The organism is Actinoplanes cyaneus (assembly GCF_016862095.1).
Classification (GTDB): Bacteria; Actinomycetota; Actinomycetes; order Mycobacteriales; family Micromonosporaceae; genus Actinoplanes; species Actinoplanes cyaneus.
Genome location: NZ_BOMH01000079.1, coordinates 1 through 20,759 on the forward strand (window position 1 = coordinate 1; position 20,759 = coordinate 20,759).

Annotated in this window: 22 protein-coding genes and 1 riboswitch; of the genes, 14 read left to right on the top strand and 8 right to left on the bottom strand. The window is 70.6% G+C overall.

What is annotated here, in order from left to right; all coding sequences use genetic code 11:
- Positions 1-14 precede the first annotated feature (14 nt).
- Together Acy02nite_RS42290 and Acy02nite_RS42295 are read right to left on the bottom strand one after the other, a co-directional pair.
- Entirely contained in the window at positions 15-653 is a 639-nt protein-coding gene (locus Acy02nite_RS42290) for an AAA family ATPase (RefSeq protein WP_203754778.1), read from the bottom strand.
- 209 nt (positions 654-862) lie between these two features.
- A complete protein-coding gene (locus Acy02nite_RS42295; RefSeq protein ID WP_203754781.1) occupies positions 863-1,393 on the bottom strand; it encodes a SigE family RNA polymerase sigma factor in 531 nt (176 codons plus the stop codon).
- A 779-nt stretch (positions 1,394-2,172) separates the two neighbouring features.
- Here Acy02nite_RS42295 and Acy02nite_RS42300 point away from each other — a divergent pair.
- Positions 2,173-2,373: a DUF5999 family protein gene (locus Acy02nite_RS42300; protein ID WP_203754784.1), complete on the top strand. Its 201-nt coding sequence runs from the start codon at positions 2,173-2,175 to the stop codon at positions 2,371-2,373.
- Positions 2,374-2,704: 331 nt separating this feature from the next.
- Here Acy02nite_RS42300 and gcvP read toward each other — a convergent pair whose 3' ends face one another.
- Entirely contained in the window at positions 2,705-5,515 is a 2,811-nt protein-coding gene (gene gcvP / locus Acy02nite_RS42305; RefSeq protein WP_203754787.1) for an aminomethyl-transferring glycine dehydrogenase, read from the bottom strand.
- 78 nt (positions 5,516-5,593) lie between these two features.
- Positions 5,594-5,700, bottom strand: a riboswitch (glycine riboswitch).
- Between the two features lie 51 nt (positions 5,701-5,751).
- Between gcvP and mgrA the strand changes: the two genes are divergently transcribed.
- The 3 genes from mgrA (at position 5,752) to Acy02nite_RS42320 (ending at position 8,239) form a co-directional block, all read left to right on the top strand.
- Positions 5,752-6,747 carry an L-glyceraldehyde 3-phosphate reductase gene (mgrA, locus tag Acy02nite_RS42310; protein WP_203754789.1) on the top strand — a complete coding sequence of 332 codons (996 nt, stop codon included), beginning with the start codon at positions 5,752-5,754 and terminating at the stop codon, positions 6,745-6,747.
- A gap of 71 nt (positions 6,748-6,818) precedes the next feature.
- On the top strand, positions 6,819-7,496 hold the full coding sequence (locus Acy02nite_RS42315; RefSeq protein ID WP_203754791.1) for a nucleotidyltransferase domain-containing protein: 678 nt from the start codon (positions 6,819-6,821) through the stop codon (positions 7,494-7,496).
- Positions 7,493-8,239 (top strand): nucleotidyltransferase domain-containing protein, encoded by a 747-nt coding sequence (locus Acy02nite_RS42320; RefSeq protein WP_203754793.1) that lies wholly within the window; start codon positions 7,493-7,495, stop codon positions 8,237-8,239. Before Acy02nite_RS42315 ends, Acy02nite_RS42320 begins: the two co-directional genes overlap by 4 nt.
- 2 nt (positions 8,240-8,241) lie before the next feature.
- On the opposite strand, the gene Acy02nite_RS42325 is transcribed toward Acy02nite_RS42320, so the two are convergent.
- Positions 8,242-9,138 carry a class I SAM-dependent methyltransferase gene (locus tag Acy02nite_RS42325; protein ID WP_203754795.1) on the bottom strand — a complete coding sequence of 299 codons (897 nt, stop codon included), beginning with the start codon at positions 9,136-9,138 and terminating at the stop codon, positions 8,242-8,244.
- 48 nt (positions 9,139-9,186) lie between these two features.
- Between Acy02nite_RS42325 and Acy02nite_RS42330 the strand changes: the two genes are divergently transcribed.
- Positions 9,187-9,750 carry a helix-turn-helix domain-containing protein gene (locus Acy02nite_RS42330; RefSeq protein WP_203754797.1) on the top strand — a complete coding sequence of 188 codons (564 nt, stop codon included), beginning with the start codon at positions 9,187-9,189 and terminating at the stop codon, positions 9,748-9,750.
- A gap of 129 nt (positions 9,751-9,879) precedes the next feature.
- Entirely contained in the window at positions 9,880-10,542 is a 663-nt protein-coding gene (locus Acy02nite_RS42335; RefSeq protein WP_203754799.1) for a hypothetical protein, read from the top strand.
- A 9-nt stretch (positions 10,543-10,551) separates the two neighbouring features.
- On the opposite strand, the gene Acy02nite_RS42340 is transcribed toward Acy02nite_RS42335, so the two are convergent.
- Complete coding sequence (locus tag Acy02nite_RS42340; protein ID WP_203754802.1) at positions 10,552-10,896, bottom strand: cupin domain-containing protein; 345 nt, start codon at positions 10,894-10,896, stop codon at positions 10,552-10,554.
- A gap of 95 nt (positions 10,897-10,991) precedes the next feature.
- Here Acy02nite_RS42340 and Acy02nite_RS42345 point away from each other — a divergent pair, with 95 nt between their 5' ends.
- The 5 genes from Acy02nite_RS42345 (at position 10,992) to Acy02nite_RS42365 (ending at position 14,143) form a co-directional block, all read left to right on the top strand.
- Positions 10,992-11,648, top strand: coding sequence for a TetR/AcrR family transcriptional regulator (locus Acy02nite_RS42345; RefSeq protein ID WP_203754804.1), 657 nt, complete (start codon positions 10,992-10,994; stop codon positions 11,646-11,648).
- A gap of 151 nt (positions 11,649-11,799) precedes the next feature.
- On the top strand, positions 11,800-12,141 hold the full coding sequence (locus Acy02nite_RS42350; protein WP_203754807.1) for a hypothetical protein: 342 nt from the start codon (positions 11,800-11,802) through the stop codon (positions 12,139-12,141).
- A 15-nt stretch (positions 12,142-12,156) separates the two neighbouring features.
- A complete protein-coding gene (locus Acy02nite_RS42355) occupies positions 12,157-12,798 on the top strand; it encodes a nucleotidyl transferase AbiEii/AbiGii toxin family protein (protein WP_203754810.1) in 642 nt (213 codons plus the stop codon).
- A gap of 32 nt (positions 12,799-12,830) precedes the next feature.
- On the top strand, positions 12,831-13,688 hold the full coding sequence (locus Acy02nite_RS42360; protein WP_203754813.1) for a hypothetical protein: 858 nt from the start codon (positions 12,831-12,833) through the stop codon (positions 13,686-13,688).
- Positions 13,685-14,143, top strand: a complete 459-nt coding sequence (locus Acy02nite_RS42365; protein ID WP_203754815.1) for a hypothetical protein — start codon at positions 13,685-13,687, stop codon at positions 14,141-14,143. Before Acy02nite_RS42360 ends, Acy02nite_RS42365 begins: the two co-directional genes overlap by 4 nt.
- Here Acy02nite_RS42365 and Acy02nite_RS42370 read toward each other — a convergent pair.
- A complete protein-coding gene (locus tag Acy02nite_RS42370; RefSeq protein ID WP_203754818.1) occupies positions 14,109-15,344 on the bottom strand; it encodes an MFS transporter in 1,236 nt (411 codons plus the stop codon). The two genes, Acy02nite_RS42365 and Acy02nite_RS42370, sit on opposite strands and share 35 nt — an antisense overlap.
- Positions 15,335-15,829, bottom strand: a complete 495-nt coding sequence (locus Acy02nite_RS42375) for a MarR family winged helix-turn-helix transcriptional regulator (RefSeq protein WP_203754821.1) — start codon at positions 15,827-15,829, stop codon at positions 15,335-15,337. Before Acy02nite_RS42375 ends, Acy02nite_RS42370 begins: the two co-directional genes overlap by 10 nt.
- Before the next feature lie 119 nt (positions 15,830-15,948).
- Here Acy02nite_RS42375 and efeU point away from each other — a divergent pair, with 119 nt between their 5' ends.
- The 3 genes from efeU (at position 15,949) to efeB (ending at position 19,407) form a co-directional block, all read left to right on the top strand.
- Positions 15,949-16,776 carry an iron uptake transporter permease EfeU gene (gene efeU, locus Acy02nite_RS42380; protein ID WP_203754825.1) on the top strand — a complete coding sequence of 276 codons (828 nt, stop codon included), beginning with the start codon at positions 15,949-15,951 and terminating at the stop codon, positions 16,774-16,776.
- A gap of 7 nt (positions 16,777-16,783) precedes the next feature.
- A complete protein-coding gene (gene efeO / locus Acy02nite_RS42385) occupies positions 16,784-17,920 on the top strand; it encodes an iron uptake system protein EfeO (RefSeq protein WP_203754828.1) in 1,137 nt (378 codons plus the stop codon).
- A gap of 209 nt (positions 17,921-18,129) precedes the next feature.
- A complete protein-coding gene (efeB, locus tag Acy02nite_RS42390) occupies positions 18,130-19,407 on the top strand; it encodes an iron uptake transporter deferrochelatase/peroxidase subunit (protein ID WP_203754831.1) in 1,278 nt (425 codons plus the stop codon).
- Positions 19,408-19,561: 154 nt separating this feature from the next.
- Here the strand turns inward: efeB and Acy02nite_RS42395 are convergent, their stop codons facing one another.
- On the bottom strand, positions 19,562-20,458 hold the full coding sequence (locus Acy02nite_RS42395) for a M56 family metallopeptidase (RefSeq protein WP_203754833.1): 897 nt from the start codon (positions 20,456-20,458) through the stop codon (positions 19,562-19,564).
- Between the last annotated feature and the right edge of the window lie 301 nt (positions 20,459-20,759).

Genomic DNA, 20,759 nt, shown 5'->3' on the forward strand with positions numbered 1-20,759 from the left:
TGCGCAGCGCGACCTCAGGCGGCTCGCTGCGCAACGGCGACGCGGGCCGGGGCGGGAACGACGGGGCTGACGACAGTGAGGCCGTCGAACCGGATGGCGGTGAGGGCAGCCGCCGCGGGCCGGTCGATGATCGTGACGGTGGCCACGTCCTGGTGGATCGGGTCGGCCGGATCCGTGACCCGGGCGAGGAGCCGCTGCCACCGGTGCACGTGCGTCGCGAAGGACGACCGCCGGATCTTGCGCTTGCGGGCCACCTGCCCGGCGCGGGCCTCTTCGGGTCGCACGTCGAGGAGCACCAGGTGGGTACGCCGATCCGCGCGCCGCGCCGCCGCCACGATCAGTCGCGTCGCCCAGTCCCGGGTCCCCGATTCGTGCACCACGAGAGACTCCGATCCCCGCAACGCCCGGAACAACCGGACGAAGTGGGCAGCGTGCACGATCGGCCGCCAATACTTGTACGGCACCGCCCCCAGATACAGGCTGAGCTCGATGCGCGCCTGTTCGGAGTCGAGCAGGCGCACGCCGGGCCGTGGAAACAGCCGCTTCAGCAGCGTGGTCTTGCCGGCGCCGGGAACGCCCGCCACGATCAGCACCGCCCCGGCCGGGTAGTTCAGCTCGGGGGAACGGTGTCCTCGCAGGTCCACGGCTGCCATCGTCGTTTCCTCTCCCGCCGTGGCAGGAGACCGAACCCCGATGACCTCCGAGACCCCGGCCCCTGTCCGCGGCGACTCACGTCACCTGCAGGGCCGAAGGTCTGGTCCACCCCGGGAAACCCCGGGGCCCGGGCGCCGGGAGCCGCGAGGACTCCAGGATGTCGAACGACCGGCGAAGGACTACTCCCCTTCAGCGCGAAAGACTACCGTCACGCCGCAAGCAGCGACGACCTGTCGCGCAGCAGCATGTGCCTCAGCTTGATCAGCGAACGCCGCGTCTGGCTCTTGACCACGGTGATCGGCACGTCCAGCTCGGCGGCGACCTGTTCCACGGTGTGGTCGGCGAAGTACCGCAGGACCACGATCGCCCGGTCCCGGTCGGGCAGCCGCCGCAGCGCGCCCATCATGGTGATCCGCAGATCCAGGTCCATCGAGTATTCCGGCTCACGCAGCTCACCGGGCGTCGACTCGGTGGAGCTGCGACGCCGGCGATGGTCGACATAGGTCCGGAACAGGACCGTCTGGGCGTACGCCGCGAGGTTGTCGGTGCCGGCGGCCCGGTCCCAGCTCAGATACAGCTTGGTCAGCGTGGCCTGGGTCAGGTCCTGAGCGAGGTGCCAGTCGCGGCAGAGGTGGTACGCACTGCTGTGCAGCCGTTGCCGGGCATTCTGCGCGAACCGCGCGAACTCCTCGGGCACCGGCGGCGCCGTACGCAGGGCGGCCGGCGGGGATGTGAGCATGACCTGGGTGTCGCCTTCTCTTCAGGCCACGGTGGCGGGGATGTCACTGTGGACCGTGTCCGTGAAACGCGTGCGTCAAGGTACGCGCTCGATCCCCGATCTTGGGGGCGGACGACGAGAGTGGCACGCAATAGGTAGAGAACGCTGGGAAGCGACTATGCGGGAGCTGAGATCCCACTCGCGAGGGCCACTCGCAGTGGCCCGGCCTGCGCTCACCGTCGCGGGCGTGCTCCGCGGAGTCCGATTCCCGGCCCGCGACCCGAGCTGCCGGTCCGCCGTTGAACCGGGGGTGGCATCGGCGGTGTGTATCCGGACGACGGCTTACCCGTGCGGGACGGCGGGGACCGAGCCGGGGCGGTCGGCAGTGGCGCCGATCATCACGGATCCGGCGTCGGCGCACACGTACAGCGATGCTCCGCCACGGCCGCCATGGCCGTTCGTTCGGTATTTGTCACCCGAACGGCCTGGTTTTCGCACCGGCAGTCCGTTGCCGGTCAGGAAGCCGGTCAGAAGCTCGGCAGGGTCACCGGGATCACCTCGATGCCACGAGAACGAACGTAACGCATGGTGACGGGCATGGCAGGCGGTCGCCGCCGCCGGCGGAGCCCCCGAAGGAGGTGCCGGAGAGTGGCCGACGGACCCCTGCGCGTGGACCATCGAAACCGTGGAACACAAGCCTGGCCCCGTCACTCCGTTGAACCGTTGTCGTTCGATGTGAGGTAACGTTCGAGCCCGACTTTGTGAACCTTCACACAGCCCCCTACCGGAGAAAACCCGTGATGTGCCAGCACTCGAATCAATGCCCTCCAGCCGACGCCGTCGACCGGGAGGCCGCCCGTACCGTGGCGACCTTCTGCGAGCAGGGATGGAGCCTGCTCTGCAATGGTGTCATCGTCTTCGAGGACACCGGCGAGCTCCTGCCGGACGGTACGACGATCGCGCCGCACCGCGGTCCGGCACCCCACGCCCTCGCGGCATAATTACTGAGGGTAACGATACGGACGCCCTGTTTGGCGGAAGTTTCGGAGCCCTCGGCCGGTCTCGATGAGGTGACCCGGCCGAGGCCGGACCGCGTGATCCGCGGCCCGGCCGGACGACTGCCGGTATGCCCGATGCGGCAACCGGACAGCACCCGGCTTGCCTGATACGGCAACCGGAGATCAGCCGGTATGCCTTGTACGGCAACCGGACAACGACCGGCTTGCCCGATGCGGCAACCGGATCACCGCGGCTTGCTCGATGCGGCAACCGGCCGGAAGGCGGCGCAGGCCGCGATCCGAAGACCGCGGCCTGCGTACCCACCTCGGGGTCTCAGCTCTCGAAAGCCTCGGGCGAGGGGCACGAGCAGACCAGGTTGCGGTCGCCGTAGGCCCCGTCGATCCGGCGGACCGGCGGCCAGTACTTCGCGGTCCGGTCGACGCCCTTCGGGAAGCCGGCGACCGAGCGCGGGTACGGGTGCTCCCACTCGTCCGCCGTGACCGCCGACGCCGTGTGCGGCGCGTTCGCCAGCGGGTTGTCCTCCTTGGGCCAGACCCCCGCCGCGACCTGGTCGATCTCCGCCTTGATCGAGATCATGGCGTCGCAGAACCGGTCCAGCTCCGTCAGGTCCTCGCTCTCGGTCGGCTCCACCATGAGGGTGCCGGCGACCGGGAACGACATCGTGGGCGCGTGGAAGCCGTAGTCGATGAGCCGCTTCGCGACGTCGTCGACGCTCACGCCGGTGGCCTTCGTGATCGGCCGCAGGTCGAGGATGCACTCGTGCGCGACCAGGCCGTTCTCCCCCGCGTAGAGCACCGGGTAGTGCTCCCGCAGCCGCGCCGCCACGTAGTTGGCGGTGAGCACCGCCGTCGCCGTGGCCTGGGCGAGCCCGTCCGGGCCCATCATCCGCACGTACGCCCAGGAGATCGGCAGGATGCCGGCCGAGCCGTGCGCGGCGGCCGAGACGGCGTGGTGGTCGCCCGGCTCGAGCGGGTTGCCGGGCAGGAAGTCCGCGAGGTGCGCGCGGACCGCGACCGGGCCGACGCCGGGGCCGCCACCACCGTGCGGGATGCAGAACGTCTTGTGCAGGTTCAGGTGCGAGACGTCGGCGCCGAACTTGCCCGGCTTGGCGAAGCCGACCAGCGCGTTGAGGTTCGCGCCGTCGACGTACACCTGGCCGCCGGCCTCGTGGACCTTCTCGCACAGCTCGGCGATCGACGTCTCGTAGACGCCGTGGGTCGACGGGTAGGTCACCATGATCGCCGCCAGCGAGGACGCGTGCTTCTCGATCTTGGCGGCCAGGTCGGTCAGGTCGACGTTGCCGTTCTCGTCGCAGGCGACCACGACGACCCGCATGCCGGCCATGACGGCGCTGGCGGCGTTCGTACCGTGCGCCGACGACGGGATCAGGCAGACGTCACGGTGCGACTCCCCGCGCGACCGGTGGTAGCCCCGGATCGCCAGCAGGCCGGCGAGCTCGCCCTGCGAACCGGCGTTCGGCTGCACGCTGACCGCGTCGTAGCCGGTGATCTCGGCGAGCCAGCCCTCGAGCTGGGCGACCAGGGCCTCGTACCCCTGAGTCTGGCTGGAAGGGGCGAACGGGTGGATGTTCGCGAACTCGGGCCAGGTGACCGCCTCCATCTCGGTGGTGGCGTTCAGCTTCATCGTGCACGAGCCCAGCGGGATCATGCCCCGGTCCAGCGCGTAGTCCCGGTCCGAGAGCCGGCGCAGGTAACGCAGCATGCTCGTCTCGGAGTGGTGCGTGTTGAACACCGGGTGGTGCAGGTAGTCGCTGGTCCGCGCGAGCGGCTTCGCGCCGCAGACGGCCGGCTCGGTGACGGTCGCGCCGAACGCGGCCAGGACCGTCGCGACGTGCGCGCCGGTGGTGGTCTCGTCGGTGGAGATCGACACCCGGTCCGCGTCGACGAGCAGCAGGTCGACGCCGTGCTCGGCGGCGGCCGCCACGATCGCCCCGGCCCGGCCCGGCACGACCGCGGTGACCGTGTCGAAGAACGCGGTGTGCGCGACCTCGACCCCGGCCGCGGTCAGGCTGCCGGCGATGGTCAGGGCGTGGTCGTGCGTCCGCTTGGCGATGGCGCGCAGGCCGGCCGGGCCGTGGTAGACCGCGTACATGCTGGCCATCACGGCCAGCAGCACCTGCGCGGTGCAGATGTTGCTGGTCGCCTTCTCGCGGCGGATGTGCTGCTCCCGGGTCTGCAGGGCCAGCCGGTACGCCGGAGCCCCGTCCGCGTCCTTGGAGACGCCCACGAGCCGGCCCGGCAGGCTGCGCTCCAGCCCGGCACGCACCGCCAGGTATCCGGCGTGCGGGCCGCCGAAGCCGAGCGGCACGCCGAAGCGCTGGGTGGTGCCGGCCGCGATGTCCGCGCCGATCTCACCCGGGGCGCGCAGCAGGGTCAGGGCGAGCAGGTCGGCGGCGACCGTGACCAGAGCGCCCTTGGCGTGGGCGGCCTCGACCAGGGCGGCGTGGTCGCGCACCGCGCCCGACGCGCCCGGGTACTGCAGGTGCAGGCCGAAGAACTCCTCCGGCAGCTCCTCGCCCGCGTCCAGGTCGACGAGCTTCACCTCGATGCCGAGCGGTTCGGCCCGGGTGCGCAGGACGGCGAGGGTCTGCGGGAACGTGTCGGCGTCCACGACGTACGTCGAGGACTTGGTCTTGGAAGCCCGTCGCGCGAGCGTCATGGCCTCGGCCACGGCGGTCGCCTCGTCGAGCATCGACGCGTTCGCGGTGGTCAGCCCGGTCAGGTCGGTGACCATGGTCTGGAAGTTCAGCAGCGCCTCGAGGCGGCCCTGGCTGATCTCCGGCTGATAGGGCGTGTACGCCGTGTACCACGCCGGGTTCTCCAGCACGTTCCGCTTGATCACCGCGGGCGTGTGCGTGCCGTAGTAGCCCAGGCCGATCATCGGCGTGGCGAGCACGTTGCGCCCGGCGATCGCGCGCAGCTCGGCGATCGCCTCCTCCTCGGACGCGCCGGCCGGCAGGTCCAGCTCGCCGCGGAACCGGATCGACGACGGGATCGCGGCGTCCATCAGGTCACCGAGCGACTCGTACCCGACGACTTTGAGCATCTCTGCCTGCTCGTCGGCCTGCGGGCCGATGTGGCGGTGGGTGAATGACGACGTCATGGGCGACTCCCGGGGCGTGAGAAGGCTGACTAAAGCCCTCCCCCTCTGTCATACCCACAAAAGGGCACTTCAGAGTCGCCTGCCCGCGCGGTCCCTGATGCCTGTAGAGATTCCGGGGAGGATTTGCCCCTTCGGCGCCTGTGCTTTCCGGTTCGAAAAGCCCAGGTCTCTCCCGCGCAGCTGGCGACAAACCTACCAGTGCGCGGGGTCATGATCGGAACTCCTAGGGTGGAGCTGTGACCTACACCCCTGCTGTTGATCGCTACGAGTCCATGACGTACCGCCGCGCGGGCCGCAGTGGCCTCAAGCTGCCCGCCATCTCCCTGGGTCTCTGGCACAACTTCGGTGACACGCGCCCGGCCGACCGCCAGCGCGACATCGTGCGCCGCGCCTTCGACCTCGGGGTCACCCACTTCGACCTGGCCAACAACTACGGGCCGCCGCCCGGCAGCGCGGAGACGAACTTCGGCCGGATCCTCCGGGCCGACTTCCGGCACCACCGCGACGAGCTGGTCATCTCCAGCAAGGCCGGCTACACGATGTGGGACGGGCCCTACGGTGACTTCGGCTCGCGCAAGTACCTGGTCAGCTCGCTCGACCAGTCGCTGAAGCGGCTCGGCGTCGACTACGTGGACGTCTTCTACCACCACCGGCCGGACCCGGACACTCCGCTCGAGGAGACGATGTCCGCTCTCGATCACATCGTGCGGTCCGGCAAGGCGCTCTACGTCGGCCTGAGCAACTACAAGTCCGAGCAGACCGCGCGGGCCGCCGCGATTCTTCGCGAACTCGGCACGCCGCTGCTGATTCATCAGCCGTCCTACTCGATCCTGAACCGCTGGATCGAGCACGACAACCTGCTCGATACGCTCGAGGAGGCGGGGGCCGGCTGCATCGCGTTCAGCCCGCTGCAGCAGGGTCTGCTCACCGACCGGTACCTGGACGGCATCCCGGACGACTCGCGGATCCGCACCAGCGTGTTCCTCAACGAGAGCGCCCTGGACTCCAAGACGCTCGGCCGGCTGCACGCGCTCAACGACATCGCCAAGCGGCGCGGTCAGTCGCTCGCGCAGCTCGCGCTCGCCTGGGCCCTGCGCGACCAGCGGATGACCAGCCTGATCATCGGGGCGTCGAGCGTCCAGCAGCTGGAGAACAACATCGCCGCGCTGAACAACCTCGAGCTCTCCGAGGCCGAGCTGGGCGACATCGACGGCACCGTTCTCGACCTTTAAGCCAGACCCGATCATTGGGTACGGCGTAAATGGCGCGCTTTCCCGGGAGAGCTTCACTACCGTTCCCCGGCATGAGCGGCCTGGTCGAGAAGCACACGATCCTCGCCGTCGTGGTCGGCTCCCGCGCCTACGGGCTCGACGGGCCCGGGAGCGACCACGACAGGCGGGGTGTCTTCGCTGCCCCCACCAGGGATTTCTGGCGCCTCGACAAGCCGCCGACCCACCTCGACGGGCCCGCGGAGGAACAGTTCTCCTGGGAGATCGAGCGATTCTGCACGCTCGCCCTGCAGGCCAATCCGACAGTGCTGGAGGTGCTCTGGTCGCCGTTGACCGAGCACGTCACGCCGGAGGGTGAACGGCTGCGGGCGACACGTCAGGCCTTCCTTTCCCGGCGGGTCGCCGAGACGTACGGCAACTACGCGCGCGACCAGCTCGACCGCGTCGCCGCCAGGCGCGCCCGCACCGGCGAGACCAACCACAAGCAGGCCATGCACATGATCCGGCTGCTGATGGCCGGCGCGCACGTGCTGCGTACCGGCGAGGTGCTGGTCGACGTCCGCCACCTGCGTGACGAGTTGCTGGCGGTCCGGCGGGGTGCGCTCCCGTGGGACGAGGTCACCGCCTGGGCCGCTACCCTGCTGACCGATCTCGATCAGGCCGCGGCCGCGACCTCCCTACCCGAGCGACCGGATCGCGACCGTGTCGAGGAGCTGCTGATCGACGTACGGGAAAGAGGTTTGCAGCGATGACCATCACCGTGCCGGAGTGGGCGGCGGACGTCGCCCGGCAGCTCCCCTACCCCTTGGTCTTCTGCACCGTCAGCGGCGCGCACCTGTACGGGTTCGCCTCCGTCGACTCGGACCTCGACCTGCGCGCCGCGCACGTGCTCCCGGCCGCCGAGGTCGTGGGCCTGCGCCACGGGCCGGAGACGCTGCAGCGCGACGGCCTGCGTGACGGCGTCGAGCTGGACGTCGTCTCGCACGACCTGCTGAAGTTCGCCAAGCTGCTGACCAGCCGCAACGGTTACGTCCTGGAGCAGTTGCTCTCCCCGCTCGTGGTCGTCACCTCGCCGCTGCACGCCACGCTGGTCGACCTCGCGCCCGGGTTGATCACGCGCAATCACGCCTATCACTACCTCGGTTTCTCGCACAGCCAGGAGAAGCTCTACGCGAAGACGGGGCAACTGAAGCCGGCCCTCTACACCCTGCGGGTGCTGCTGACCGGCATCCACCTGATGAGAACCGGTCAGCTGGAGACCGACCTGGGCGTGCTCGACGGCGCCCCGGACTACGTCCCGGACCTGATCGCCGCCAAGCGGGAGGCGGAGCACGGCCCGTTCCCGCCCGGCGTCGCCGACCGGCTGGCCGCGGACATCCCCCGCCTGCGCGCCGGCCTGGAGACCGCCAACGACGAGTCGAAGCTCGCCGACCGCCCCTCGGAGCAGTCCGTCTCCGCCCTGCACGACCTGATCGTCCGCACCCGCCTGGGCTGACGTCAGCGGCGCCGGCCGATCCAGACGTCGCGGGTCGCGCGGACGGTCAGATCGCCACGGTCAGGGGCGCTCTCCGCGTACGCCTCGAGCGTCTTGAGGTCGTCCGCGGGGAGCCGGTCGGTCAGGCGCTCGGCGCTGCGCCGGAGCGTGACCTGCGCGTACTCGACGGCCTTGGGCGGCAGCGGTGCCGGGAGCTCGATCTCGAAGCGCCGCTCGCCGACGAGCTCGAACCCGGCCGCCGTCAACCGCGCGCCCCAGTCCTCGCCCATGTGCAGACCGCCCTCGAGGCGCATCCGGGCCAGCTCGGCCGCGGCCCGCTCCTCGGCCGCGGCGCCGGCCGGGTCGGTGAGGAACCGCGGGAACCCGTCCAGCTCGGTGATCATGAACACGCCGCCGGGCCGGAGCACCTCGCGGACCTGCCCGAGCGTCCGCGCCGGGTCGGCGAGGTGGTGCATCGACGCGGACGCCCACGCCAGGTCGGCCGGCCCGAGCGGCGGCCACTCGCCGTCGAGGTCCGCTCGCACCGTGCGGACCCGGTCGCCCACGCCCGCCTCGGCGGCGCGTTCCCGCAGGTGCGCGAGCATCTCCTCGGCGACGTCGACAGCGGTCAGCGTGGCCCCGGGCAGATGCCGGGCGAGTGCGATGGTCCCGGTCCCGGTGCCAGCACCAAGATCGACGATCACCGGATCAGCCGGTACGAGGGAGCCGGCCCAGCCGATGACCTCCCGGTAGTAGTCCTGCAGCACCTCGGCGTCCAGGTCGAGCATCTGCGTGAGCCCGTCCCCGTGCCCGCCGTGCTGCCCGTGCCCGCCGTGCTGCCCGTGCCCGCCGTGCTGTTCGTGCTGGTCGCCGTGGATCGCCTGTCCCTGACCGTGTTCGTGTTCGTGTTCGTGTGCCATGCCACCGACCGTACCGTCGTCTTGCGCCTGTGACATAGCATCTTGCGTATGACGCAAGACGGTGAACTGGACGCCCTGGTCCGGCAACGGATCCGCGGCCTGCGTGTCGCCCGCGGCTGGACTCTGGACGAGCTCGCGGCCCGGGCCTACCTGACCCCGTCCACGCTGAGCCGCATCGAGACCGGCCACCGCCGGATCGCCCTGGACCAGCTCGCCCCGATCGCCCGCGCGCTCGGCACGACGCTCGACCAGCTCGTCGAGTCGGGCCGCGACGAGGACGTGGTCATCCGCCCGCACCACGACGACGCGCGCGGCATGACGACGTGGCTGCTGAACCGGGAGGGCACCCCCACCGGCATGACCGTGGCGAAGCTGCGGGTGGACCGCCCGGTCCCTGCCGACCTGCGGGTCCACCCGGGCCGCGACTGGTTCGTGGTCCTCTCCGGCACCGTGACCCTCCGCCTCGCCGACCGCACGATCACCGTCAAGACCGGCGAGGCCGCGGAGTTCTCCACGATGGTCCCGCACGCGTTCGGCTCGGCCGGCGGCCCCGCCGAGGTGCTGTGCATCCTCGACCACGAGGGCGAGCGCTCCCACCTGCGCCCGGCGTAGAGCTCACGCTGTGATCAGGGCCACCCTGCGGTCGATCTTCGGCCAGGCCAGGCGGCTGCGACCGTTTACGGTCAGCAATGCGACACGCGTACGAGCGTGCATGCCCGGCGAACGGCGGGTTCAATCGACGTGCGTAGTCGTCGGGGGGACATCATGGATTACTACCTGCTGGCCGGGGACGCGATTCTGGTCGAGGAGTTCGCCTACGGCGAGGACCACGTGACAGTGGGCCTGGCCGGGGCGATGTGGTCCGCGGGCGACACCGGGTGGCGCGGCACGGGCGCGTTCGGCCAGTTCCTGCGCACCGACGACGACCTCCTCTCCGTGCTCACCCCGATCCGCCGTGACCGCGCGGCCCGCGTCTTGCGCGATCTCGACGGCGGCGTCCTGCCGAGCGAGCTGGAGCTACGCGCCCGCTTCGGCGACTGGGTCCGCTTCTCGAACGCCGCACCGCTGCGGCTCGGCTCCGGCGAGACCCCGCAGGGGTACGCCGAGAAGCGCGTCTACCGCGTCCTGTTCGCCAAGGAGCCCCGGGCCGCTCAACTCGCCGAGCTGAGCGCGGCCTGGCGCGGCTCGACCCCCGGCGGCCTGCCCTCCGGAAAGGGCCGGGCCGGCAATCACCTCTTCACCTGGAACCTGCGCCGCGTCGGCCGCGGCATCGCCTGGGGCCTGGACGTCACCATGCTGCTCGGCCTCGAGAGCCCCGACCTGGCCGGCGCGGTGCTGCGCAAACTCACCGCCGACGTCCGCGAGCGCGGCCTGGTCCCGGTCACCACCGAACGCTTCGCCTGAGCCGACGGATCAGCCCTGCGGCCCGAGCACGACCCCGGGCACCGGCTCCCCCGCCCCTTCCTTCAGCTCGATGAAGAAAGCGTGCGTCGGCGTGTCCCCCACGTTGTGCCCGGAGTGCTCCTGCGCACCCAACCACCGCACGGCGCCCGCCGGCACCGAGACGTCGACCGACCGCTCGCCATCGGCAACCCGCCGCTGGAACGCGCTGAGCGTCACCATCACGCTGTCCGGATGCCGATGCGGATGAGTCCGGTCTCCGGGCTCGTCCCGATATTCCAGGACTCGCACCCGGTCGTTCTCAAAGACCACCCTGTACAGCTCCGGGTCGGTGACGACCGGATCCTTCCCGCTCATGACAGATCCTTCCTGCTCATGACGCCCTTGTGCTCAAGACAGATCCCGCCAAGACAGGTCCCGCCGCTTCGTGGGATTACGGTACCATGATGGTGATGGCAATCCCATATGAGACGACCGGACGGGCGAACCAGAAGTCCCGCACCCGGCAAGCGTTGATCGACGCCACCCGCGAGCTCCTCTCCGAGGGCCGGACACCACGGGTGGAAGATGCTGCCGCCCACAGCGGGATCTCGCGGACGACGGCCTACCGCTACTTTCCCAATCAGCGATCCCTGCTGCTGGCAGCCCAGCCTCAGCTCCAGCCGGACACGCTGCTGCCGGCGGACGCGCCTGCCGAGCCCCGAGCCCGATTGACGAGCTTCATGATCGCTTTCACGGACTACAACCTGCGCTACGAGCCGCAGCTGCGATCGGCGCTGCGGCTGTCGCTGGAGCAGCCGGCGACGGAGGAGGATCGGCCGTTGCTGCGTCGTGGGCGCGCGATCGGCTGGATCGAGGACGCGCTGCGCCCCCTGGAGGTGAGCCATCCGGCCGTCGACCGGCGCGAGCTCGCCGTCGCCATCCGCTCGGCGACCGGCATCGAGACGCTCGTCTGGCTGCTCGACATCGCCGGTCAGAGCCGCGAGCGGGCCGCTGCCACCGTACGGGGAACGGCTCTTGCTCTTCTTGATGCGGCCATCCGGGAGTCCGGTCACCAACGGGCCTGGCGAGAGATGACAGCGACGCCGGAGCAGCCTTCGGACGACTGATCCGGCACCTCACGGAAATCAATGGGGGCGAATTCCGGGGAAGAACGGCGAGCCCGTTCTGCAGCCGTGCGGGAAAATCAGCCGGGCCGAAAGCCGAACCGGCAATGAAGGCGCTTGCTATTCGGTGGGGATGCCGGTTTAGGCTGAGCGCATGTCCGTGAGCGCCGCCCCCGTCGTCCATCTGGCCCGGCCGCATCGTCCGGTGGTCGTGGCCGGAACTCTGGCCGAATTGCGGGGGCCGACGTGCGGGCTCGTGGAGTTGCCGTTGCGGCTCTGGTGGCATCCGCACCGCGCGTTCGATCTGTCGCAGCGCACGATGCTCCTCTGGATGTATGAGAATGTGCTGCGGGAATCGATCCGGGTCGACGAGTTGCGCGCCTATATCGATGGTGCGACGCTGGTGCGCCTCTGGTCGGAGCTGAATCTTCCCCGGGGTGTCCGCGCTGCGTGGGAGGCTCGGCATCCCCGGTTGCGGGCCCGCGTCGCCGCCTGAGATCGCGGCGAAGAAATGAGCGTCGACGACTTCTATCGGGAGGTCGCCAGAATCGCCTTGGCCGTTGCCGACAAACACGGTTTCGTGCTCGGTGGCGGGGTGGCCTGGCTGGTGAACGGTCTGGTGGCGCGCCCCACCGAGGACATCGACCTGTTCACCGACAGCGTCGACGGGGTGACCGCCGCGGCCGGCGAGGTGACCGCGGCACTGACCGCTGCGGGTTATCGCGTGGTCCGGGAAGAGGGCGACGAATTGTTCGCCGGAATGGACCAGGACATCCAGGAGTTCGTGGTCGCCGGGGAGCGCCGGGCGTTGCGTCTGACCCTGTGCCGGCTGGACCGCAGCCGCGCGCCGGTGGTGATGGATCTGGGGCCGGTGATGCACCTCGACGATCTGGTCGCCACGAAGGTCGCCGCCCTGGTCAACCGGCGTGAGGTGCGGGACTACATCGACGTCGCGGCCGCGCTGGAGCGCTATCCGCTGGATCGGATCCTGGAGTTGGCGTACACCGCTGATCCGGCCCTGGATCCGGAGGACATCGCGGACGCCGGGCGGTACCTGGACCGCCTCGACGACGTCCGCTTCACCCTCTATGGCTTGGATGCCGCAATGATCGCCCAGCTCAGAGATCGGCTGGCGGCCTGGCCGAGGGGCTAGTGGAGCCGGGAGAACCGGCCTAGCGTGTCCGGGTGCCCGCGAACACGTGGAACTTCCGTTCGGTACGCGAACTGCGCCGCGCACACGTCGACGCCGTCGTCGAGGTCGACTTCGGCGCCGGCGTGCACCGGCTGACGCCGTGGATCACGGCGCTGGACCTCCGTGCGCTGGTCCCGGGAGACGGCCCGGTCGACTGGGCCGCGCTGGACAGGCTGCCGAACCTCAGTACGGTGTCCTGGTCCGGCGCGGATCGTGGTCTCGCCGAGGCGATCGCCCGGCACCCGCAGATCCAGTACCTGGAGTGGTTCGGCGCGGAGGGTGACCTGGATCTGCGGCAGACCGCGATCGTGCGACTGTGGATCGACGGCGCCGGCCTGCGCAGTCTCCTCCTGCCGACCACGATGATCACCCTCCTGCTGCAGGGCCCGCACGAGGGGCTGCGGATCGAGACCCAGGACGAGCGGTACGGCATGGGCCTGCACCTGTCGACCGGCGGCGCGGACGTCGTCGTCCCCGCCGGGCTGCGGGAGACCCCCGTGGTGCGGCTCAACCTCGGTGGCGAGTTCTCCGTGAAGGCCCTGGAGGGGTTCACGAATCTGCGGGAGCTGACGCTGGACTTCGAGGGGCCGCCGGGGCGTCTCACCGACCTGCCGCTGCTCGGGCAGCACCCCGGCCTGTTCAGACTGTGCCTGATCAACGCGTACGAGATGGATCCGGCGACCCTGCCCGACCTGCCGTTGCTGAGCAGCGTCGAGCTGGTCGGCACGCGGGCCGGGATCGCCGCCGGCCTGCGGGAGCGGTTCGCGGGCCGGGGCCTGCCGGAGGTGTCGGTCCGCCATGCCCGCCCGTCCGGGAACCAGGAAGCCGCGGCCGCCGTCGAACCCTCATGAGGAGATGGCTGATCATGGGCGTGCTCGTCCTCGCGGCGGGCGGTTGCGGCGGCGGCACCGGGACGGCCGCACCACCACCGGCGGTGAACGAGCGGTGGGAGTCCTGTGACCGGGTGGTCGCCGACGACCAGCGGACGACCCGGCTGGACGACAGCTTCCAGGCCACGTCCGCGGTGATCTGCCCCCGACCGATGATCATCGCGCGGCCCTCGGCGAGCGCGGTTCCGGCCGGCCCGGGACGGCAGTCCAGTGACGTCGCCGCGCTGGTGGCGGCCCTGCGTCTGCCGGACGAGGAACCCACCGACGGCCCGTGCACGCTGATCATGATCACCCCGCCCTGGATCGCTCTGATCGACGCTCAGGGGCGGTGGATCCATCCCGGCGTCCCGGTCGACGCGTGCGGAAAGCCCCGCGCCGAGGTCATGGACGCCGCCGCCAAGCTGATTCCGGAGTGACCGGTGTCCTCCGGGCGATCACTGCGACCGCCGCCACGCACAGCACTCCCCCGCTGATCAGCGCGACCGGCCCGGAGAACGCGCCGGCGACCAGGCCCGCCCGCAGGTTGCCCAGGTCCGGCCCGGCGTGCCCGACGATCTGCTCGGCGGCCGCGACCCGGCCCATCAGCGCGTCCGGGGTGTGCAGCTGGACGACGGTCGCCCGGGACACCACGGCCACGGTGTCGGCGGCGCCGGCCAGGACCAGGCAGGCGAGGCCCAGCCAGGGGTTCGTGGCCAGGCCGAACAGCGCGAGCGCGACACCCCAGACGGCCGCCGCGCCGACCATCACCGACCCGGGACGTCCCCATCGGGTGAACGTGCCGGACAGCACCGAGGCGAGGATGCCACCGACGGCGATCGACGTCAGGAACAGGCCGAGCGTGCGCGGGTTCCCGTCGAACCATGCGGCGTTGACGAGGGGGAACAGGCTGATCGGCATGGCCAGGAGCGTCGCCGCGAGGTCGGTGAGCAGCGCACCCCGTACGGCCCGATTGTCCTTGATGAATCGCAGGCCCTCGGCGACCGCGCGGAAGCCGGGACCGAGCCGTTCGCCGGCGGCCGGGAGCCGCGGCAGGCCGAGCACCCCGTAGAGCGCCGCGAGGAATGTGACCGCGTCGACCAGGTAGCACCCGGCGACCCCGATCCAGCCCAGGAGCAGGCCGCCGACCGCCGGGCCGACCAGCATCGAGGCCTGGAAGGAGATGTGGTTCAGGGCCAGGCCGGCGCCGCGCTCCGCAGGGGGCAGCAGGTGCGGCAGGAACGTGCGGGCGACCGGCCCGCCGACCGCGCCGAACAGCGACTGCACGGCGACCAGCGCCAGCACCCCGGCCACCGGCGCCCCGCCGAGCAAGCCCTGCGCGGCCAGCACGGCCGAAGTGACGGCCGATCCGCCGGTCGTGACGAGGTAGAGCCGGCGCCGGTCGGCCCGGTCGGCGAGCGCCCCGGCGAACAGGCCGAACACCACGATCGGCAGGGCCTGGCACAGGCCGACCGCGCCCGTCCACACCGCGCTGCGGGTCTGCTCCCACACCTGGAACATCACCGCGACCACTGTCATCTGCGAGCCGAACCCGGAGAGGGTGCCGCCGATCCAGAGGCGCCGGAACGCCGGGGACGATCGCAGCGGGCCCAGGTCGATCAGGGCGGCGCTCACTCCCACGCCGGGTCCTCGGAGAGCTTCTCGACGATGCGGTCCCGGAAGCTCTTCTGTTCCAGCACTTCCCGGATGTCACGGACGACGCGATTCATCCCGTACGGAATGGTGTCCTCGATCTCTTGAACGACCGCCTCGGTCGCTCGCCATTCGGCGGCCAGCTTCGTCACCACTTGATGGGCTTTCTCGGACAGCTCCACGCTTTTCGCCCGCGCGTCAGCCCCGGGCGACGTCACCACCCACCCGGCGGCCCTCATCGCCGACACCTTCTGACTCAGGGCGGAGTGCGTCCGCCCGACCGAGGCCGCCAGCTGCGCGATCGTCATGGGGCCGTGCACCCGCAGCTTGATCAGCTCTTTGACCCAGGTCGGCTTGAGCCCCTCCAGGCGCGCGTCGGCATAGAGCTGGGCGATCTCGGCATCCAGCGCCGCCTGCAGGTCCCACAGCGGACGCCAGACGGCGTGCTCGGTCGGATCGACGAAGTCACTCACCCCCCGACTGTAACAGCACTTATATAAGCACTGTCACATCGAGAGGGGATTTGACATCTACAGCCCGGTAGAAGAATGATGCGGTTACGAAGTTAGGGTTGGCTAACCTTTGGAGCTCCATGACCGCCATCTACCTCATCGGCCTCCGTGAGGGCCTGGAGATCAGTCTCGTGATCTCGATCCTCGTGGCGTTCCTGGTCAAGAGCGACCGCCGGCCGCTGCTGCGCCTGGTCTGGGCCGGCGTCGCGGTGGCAGCGGTCATCTCCGTCGGGTTCGCGGCCCTGCTCCAGGTCGGCATCGCCCGGCTCAGCTCGACCCATCAGGAGCTGTTCGAGGCCATCGCCTCGTTCGTGGCGGTCGCGTTCGTCACCTGGATGATCTTCTGGATGCGCCGCATGGCCCGCCACATCGGCAGGGAGCTGCGCGGCCGGATGGAGGACGCGATCGCCGTCGGGCCGGTCGCGGTCGCCGCCGTGGCGTTCCTCGCGGTGATCCGGGAGGGCCTGGAGACGTCGATCCTGTTCTACGCGGCAGCGCAGGGCGCCACCGACGCCAAGCCGCTGATCGGGATCAGTCTCGGCCTGCTCACCGCGGTGGTGCTCGGCTGGCTGCTCTACATCAGCGCCGTCCGGATCAACCTGTCCACGTTCTTCACCTGGACCGGCGCGCTGCTGGTGCTGGTCGCCGCCGGCATCTTCAAGTACGGCTTCCACGACCTGCAGGAGTCCAACGTCCTCGGCGGTCTGGACAAGCTCGCGTTCGACGTGACGCCGAGCTTCCCGCCGACCGCGTGGTACGCGGAACTGCTCCGCGGCATGGTCAACTTCACGCCCGCGCCGACCGTCGTCGAGACGATCGCCTGGCTCGCGTACGGGATCCCCGTCCTCGTTCTCTTCCTCTGGCCGGCCCGCAAGCCGGCGCCCACCCCCGCAACCACCGCTTCCTAGGAGAACGATGAATACCGCACGACTGCTCACCGCAGGCGCGGCAGCCGCGCTGCTCTTCACCGCGGGCTGCGCGGACAAGGCCTCCGACGACAAGACCGGCGACGCCGCCACCGGCAAGATCGCCGTCGCCGCCTCCGACACCGAGTGCAAGGTGGAGCGGAACACCTCGGCCGCGGGCACCGTCACGTTCACCATCGCGAACAAGGGCTCGAAGATCAACGAGTTCTACGTCTACGCCGCCGGTGACCGGATCATGGGCGAGATCGAGAACATCGCGCCCGGGCTGTCCCGCGACCTGATCGTCGAGCTGCCCGCCGGGGCGTACGAGACCGCCTGCAAGCCCGGCATGATCGGCAAGGGCATCCGCAACGCGTTCCAGGTCTCCGGCTCCGCCGCGCCGCTCACCGAGGACGCCAAGCTCGCCCAGGCCAGCGCCGACTACCAGCGCTACGTCAAGTCGCAGAGCACCGCGCTGATCGAGCAGACCACCGCGTTCGTCACCGCGGTCAAGGCCGGCGACGTGGAGAAGGCGAAGACGCTGTTCCCGGTCGCCCGCACCTACTGGGAGCGCATCGAGCCGGTCGCGGAGAGCTTCGGCGACCTCGACCCGAAGATCGACGCCCGCGACGGCGACCTGGAGCCTGGCCAGGAGTGGACCGGCTTCCACAAGATCGAGAAGGACCTCTGGGTCACCAAGGACATCAGCAAGGACGGCCCGGTCGCCGACCAGCTCCTCAAGGACGTCCAGGAGATCGTCACCAAGGCCCAGTCCGTGACGTTCTCCCCGGTCGAGCTCGCCAACGGCGCCAAGGGCCTGCTCGACGAGGTCGCCAGCGGCAAGATCACCGGCGAGGAGGACCGCTACTCGCACACCGACCTGTGGGACTTCGCCGCCAACATCGAGGGCTCGCAGGGCGCCATCCAGGCGCTGCGCCCGGCCCTCGAGGACCGCGACCCGGCCCTGGTCAAGACCCTCGACGAGAACTTCGCCAAGGTCGAGGCGGCGCTGGAGAAGCACCGTGACGGCGACGGCTGGAAGCTGCACAACACGCTCACCCAGGCGGACCTGAAGGAGCTTTCCGACGACATCAACGCCCTCGCGGAGCCGATCTCCAAGGTGGCGGCGATCGTCGCCAAGAAGTAAGCGGCGAGACCCGGGCGAGGCCTCGCTGACGCCCGGGGCAATCACGATCAAGTTCATCATTTCCACGGTCCGCCGTGGTCCGGATCGTCGCTCCCGCGGGGGCCCCTCCGGGCTTCGCAGGGCGCTGACGCGCCCAGAACGCGAAACCCTCCGGGGCGGCCTCCGCGGTGGGCACGGTCCATTCCCAACTTCGCAGAAGGGCTCGTGAGATGCAGCGGCGCAAGGTCCTCGGATTGGCCGGCGCGGGCGCGGCCGGTGTGGCAGCCGTAGGTGCGGGTGCCCTGGCACTGAACCACCGCGACCAGCCCGACCCCCAGTTGGCCGCTTCCGAGACGGACGCGGAAGCCGCCGGCGCGATCCCGTTCTACGGCGCGAAGCAGGCCGGCATCGTCACGCCCGCCCAGGACCGGCTGCACTTCTGCGCCTTCGACGTGATCACCGACGACAAGGCCGCCCTGGTCGATATGCTCCAGGACTGGACGGCCGCCGCCGCGCGGATGACCCAGGGCCGGGACGCCGGCACGTTCGGCGCCGTCGGCGGCTCCCTGGAAGCGCCGCCGGACGACACCGGCGAAGCGCTCGGACTGCCCGCCTCCGGCCTCACCCTCACCATCGGCTTCGGGCCGACCCTGTTCCGCACCGAGCAGGGCAAGGACCGTTTCGGGATCGCCGCCAAACGCCCGGCCGCCCTCGCCGACCTGCCGAAGTTCCCCCGGGACACCCTGGAGGCGGCGATCTCGGGCGGCGACATCGGCGTCCAGGCCTGCGCCCACGACCCGCAGGTCGCCGTGCACGCCATCCGCAACCTGGCCCGGATCGGCATGGGCAAGGTGACCGTCCGCTGGTCCCAGCTCGGTTTCGGCCGCACCTCGTCGACGTCCCGCACCCAGGCCACCCCGCGCAACCTGTTCGGCTTCAAGGACGGCACCCGCAACCTCAAGGCCGAGGACGCCGCCCTGCTCGACGAGCACCTGTGGGTCCAGCCCGGCGACGGCCCCGACTGGATGACCGGCGGGTCGTACCTGGTCACCCGCAAGATCCGCATGCTGGTCGAGACCTGGGACCGCTCCCCGCTCGCCGAGCAGCAGGCGATCATCGGCCGCAACAAAGGCGAGGGCGCCCCGCTGACCGGCAAGCTCGAACTCGACGAACCCGACTTCGCCGCCCAGGACGGTGAGGGTCAGCCGGTCATCGCCATGGACTCGCACCTGCGCCTGGCCCACCCCGACCAGAACGGCGGCGCCCGCCTGCTGCGCCGCGGCTACAACTTCGTCGACGGCTCCGACGGTCTCGGGCGGCTCAACGCGGGCCTGTTCTTCATGGCCTACCAGCGGAACCCGCACAAGCAGTTCGTCCCGGTCCAGAACAGCCTGGCCAAGCAGGACGCCCTCAACGAATACATCCGGCACGTCTCCAGCGGCCTGTTCGCCTGTCCCCCCGGGCTCCCGGCCGCCGACGACTACTGGGGTCGCGCCCTGTTCGCCTGACCGTCCGCTCACCGGCTCGCCAGGGACCACACACCCTCAGCGCCGGCGGCCATCAGGTCGGCAGGGACCACAGTCCTCAACGCGGCCATTCGCGCGGCCAGGGACCACACACCCCTCAACGCGGCCATTCGCGCGGCCAGGGATCACACAGTCCTCAGCGCCAGGCGGCGACCATCAGCTCGGCCAGGTCCAGAGCCGCCTCGCCGGTCCAGACCACTGAGCTCAACGCGACCAGGGCCGGGAGCAGCACGAACACGGCCGGGGCGACCCGCGGCTGGGGACGCAGCAGGTGCGCGACCCGGCGGGGCACCACCCCACCCGGGACCGCGGCGTGCAGGGCGGCCGCGAACGGGCTGCCCGCGCCGGCGAGCGCCGCCACCCCGATCGCGTGCGCCAGCGTCTTACGACTGCCCAGGTCCGACGCGGCACGCTCGTCCGCGGCCCGCTCGATCAGGTAGTCCACGTGCTTGCCGACCCACCACAGCGCCGGATGCGCGGCGACCGCCAGCTCGGCGGCCCGGGCCAGGCGGTGATGACGCTCGGCAAGGTGCGCGTTCTCGTGCGCGAGCAGAGCCTCGAACTGCTGGTCGGTGAGCAGCCCCCGCATCCCGGTGGTGACCACCACGTGCCCCGGATCACCAGGGACGGCGAACGCCCGCGGCGCCTCGTCCGGCACCACGACCAGTCCACCAGGCCCGCCCACCGGAACCATCGCGAGGACCCTGCGCTGCTGCCTCCACCGCCGGCCCACCGACACGAGCCCGCCGGCGAGCAGCGCGAGGCTCACCCACGGCACCCACTCCACCCCGGCCGTGTCGGCCGCGACCACCGACGCCGACCAGCCGAGCAGCCGCCCCACCGCAGGAACCTGCGCGAGCGCGTGCGCCGAGAGCAACAGCAGGTTGATCGTGCTCGTGACGGCCACCGTCACCGCCGACCACGCCACCACGGACGCGGCCCGGCCCGGCGCCAGCCGATCCGCCAGCAGCCGCACCACGATCACGGCCAGCGGCGGCACGATCACCACCGACCACAAGAAATGATCGAACATCTCCGCCGCCCCTCCCCACACTCCCCGGCCATGCTCTCACTCCCCCACCCCCATCGCCGACCCACCCACAAGCCTTCACCCACTCCCCAGCCCGCCGCCCCGACCAACCCGGGCTGGCCCTCAGGGGTGTTTCGCCGGCCCGAAGCACCCCGGAAAGCCAGCCCAAGCCGCCCGGCTGGCCGTCACGGGTGCCTCACACTCTGGAAGCACTCCAGAGGGCCAGCTCAGGGTGGTCGGCTGGCCGTCACGGGTGCCTCACCACCTGGAAGCACCCCAGAGGGCCAGCCCAAGCCGGGCGGCT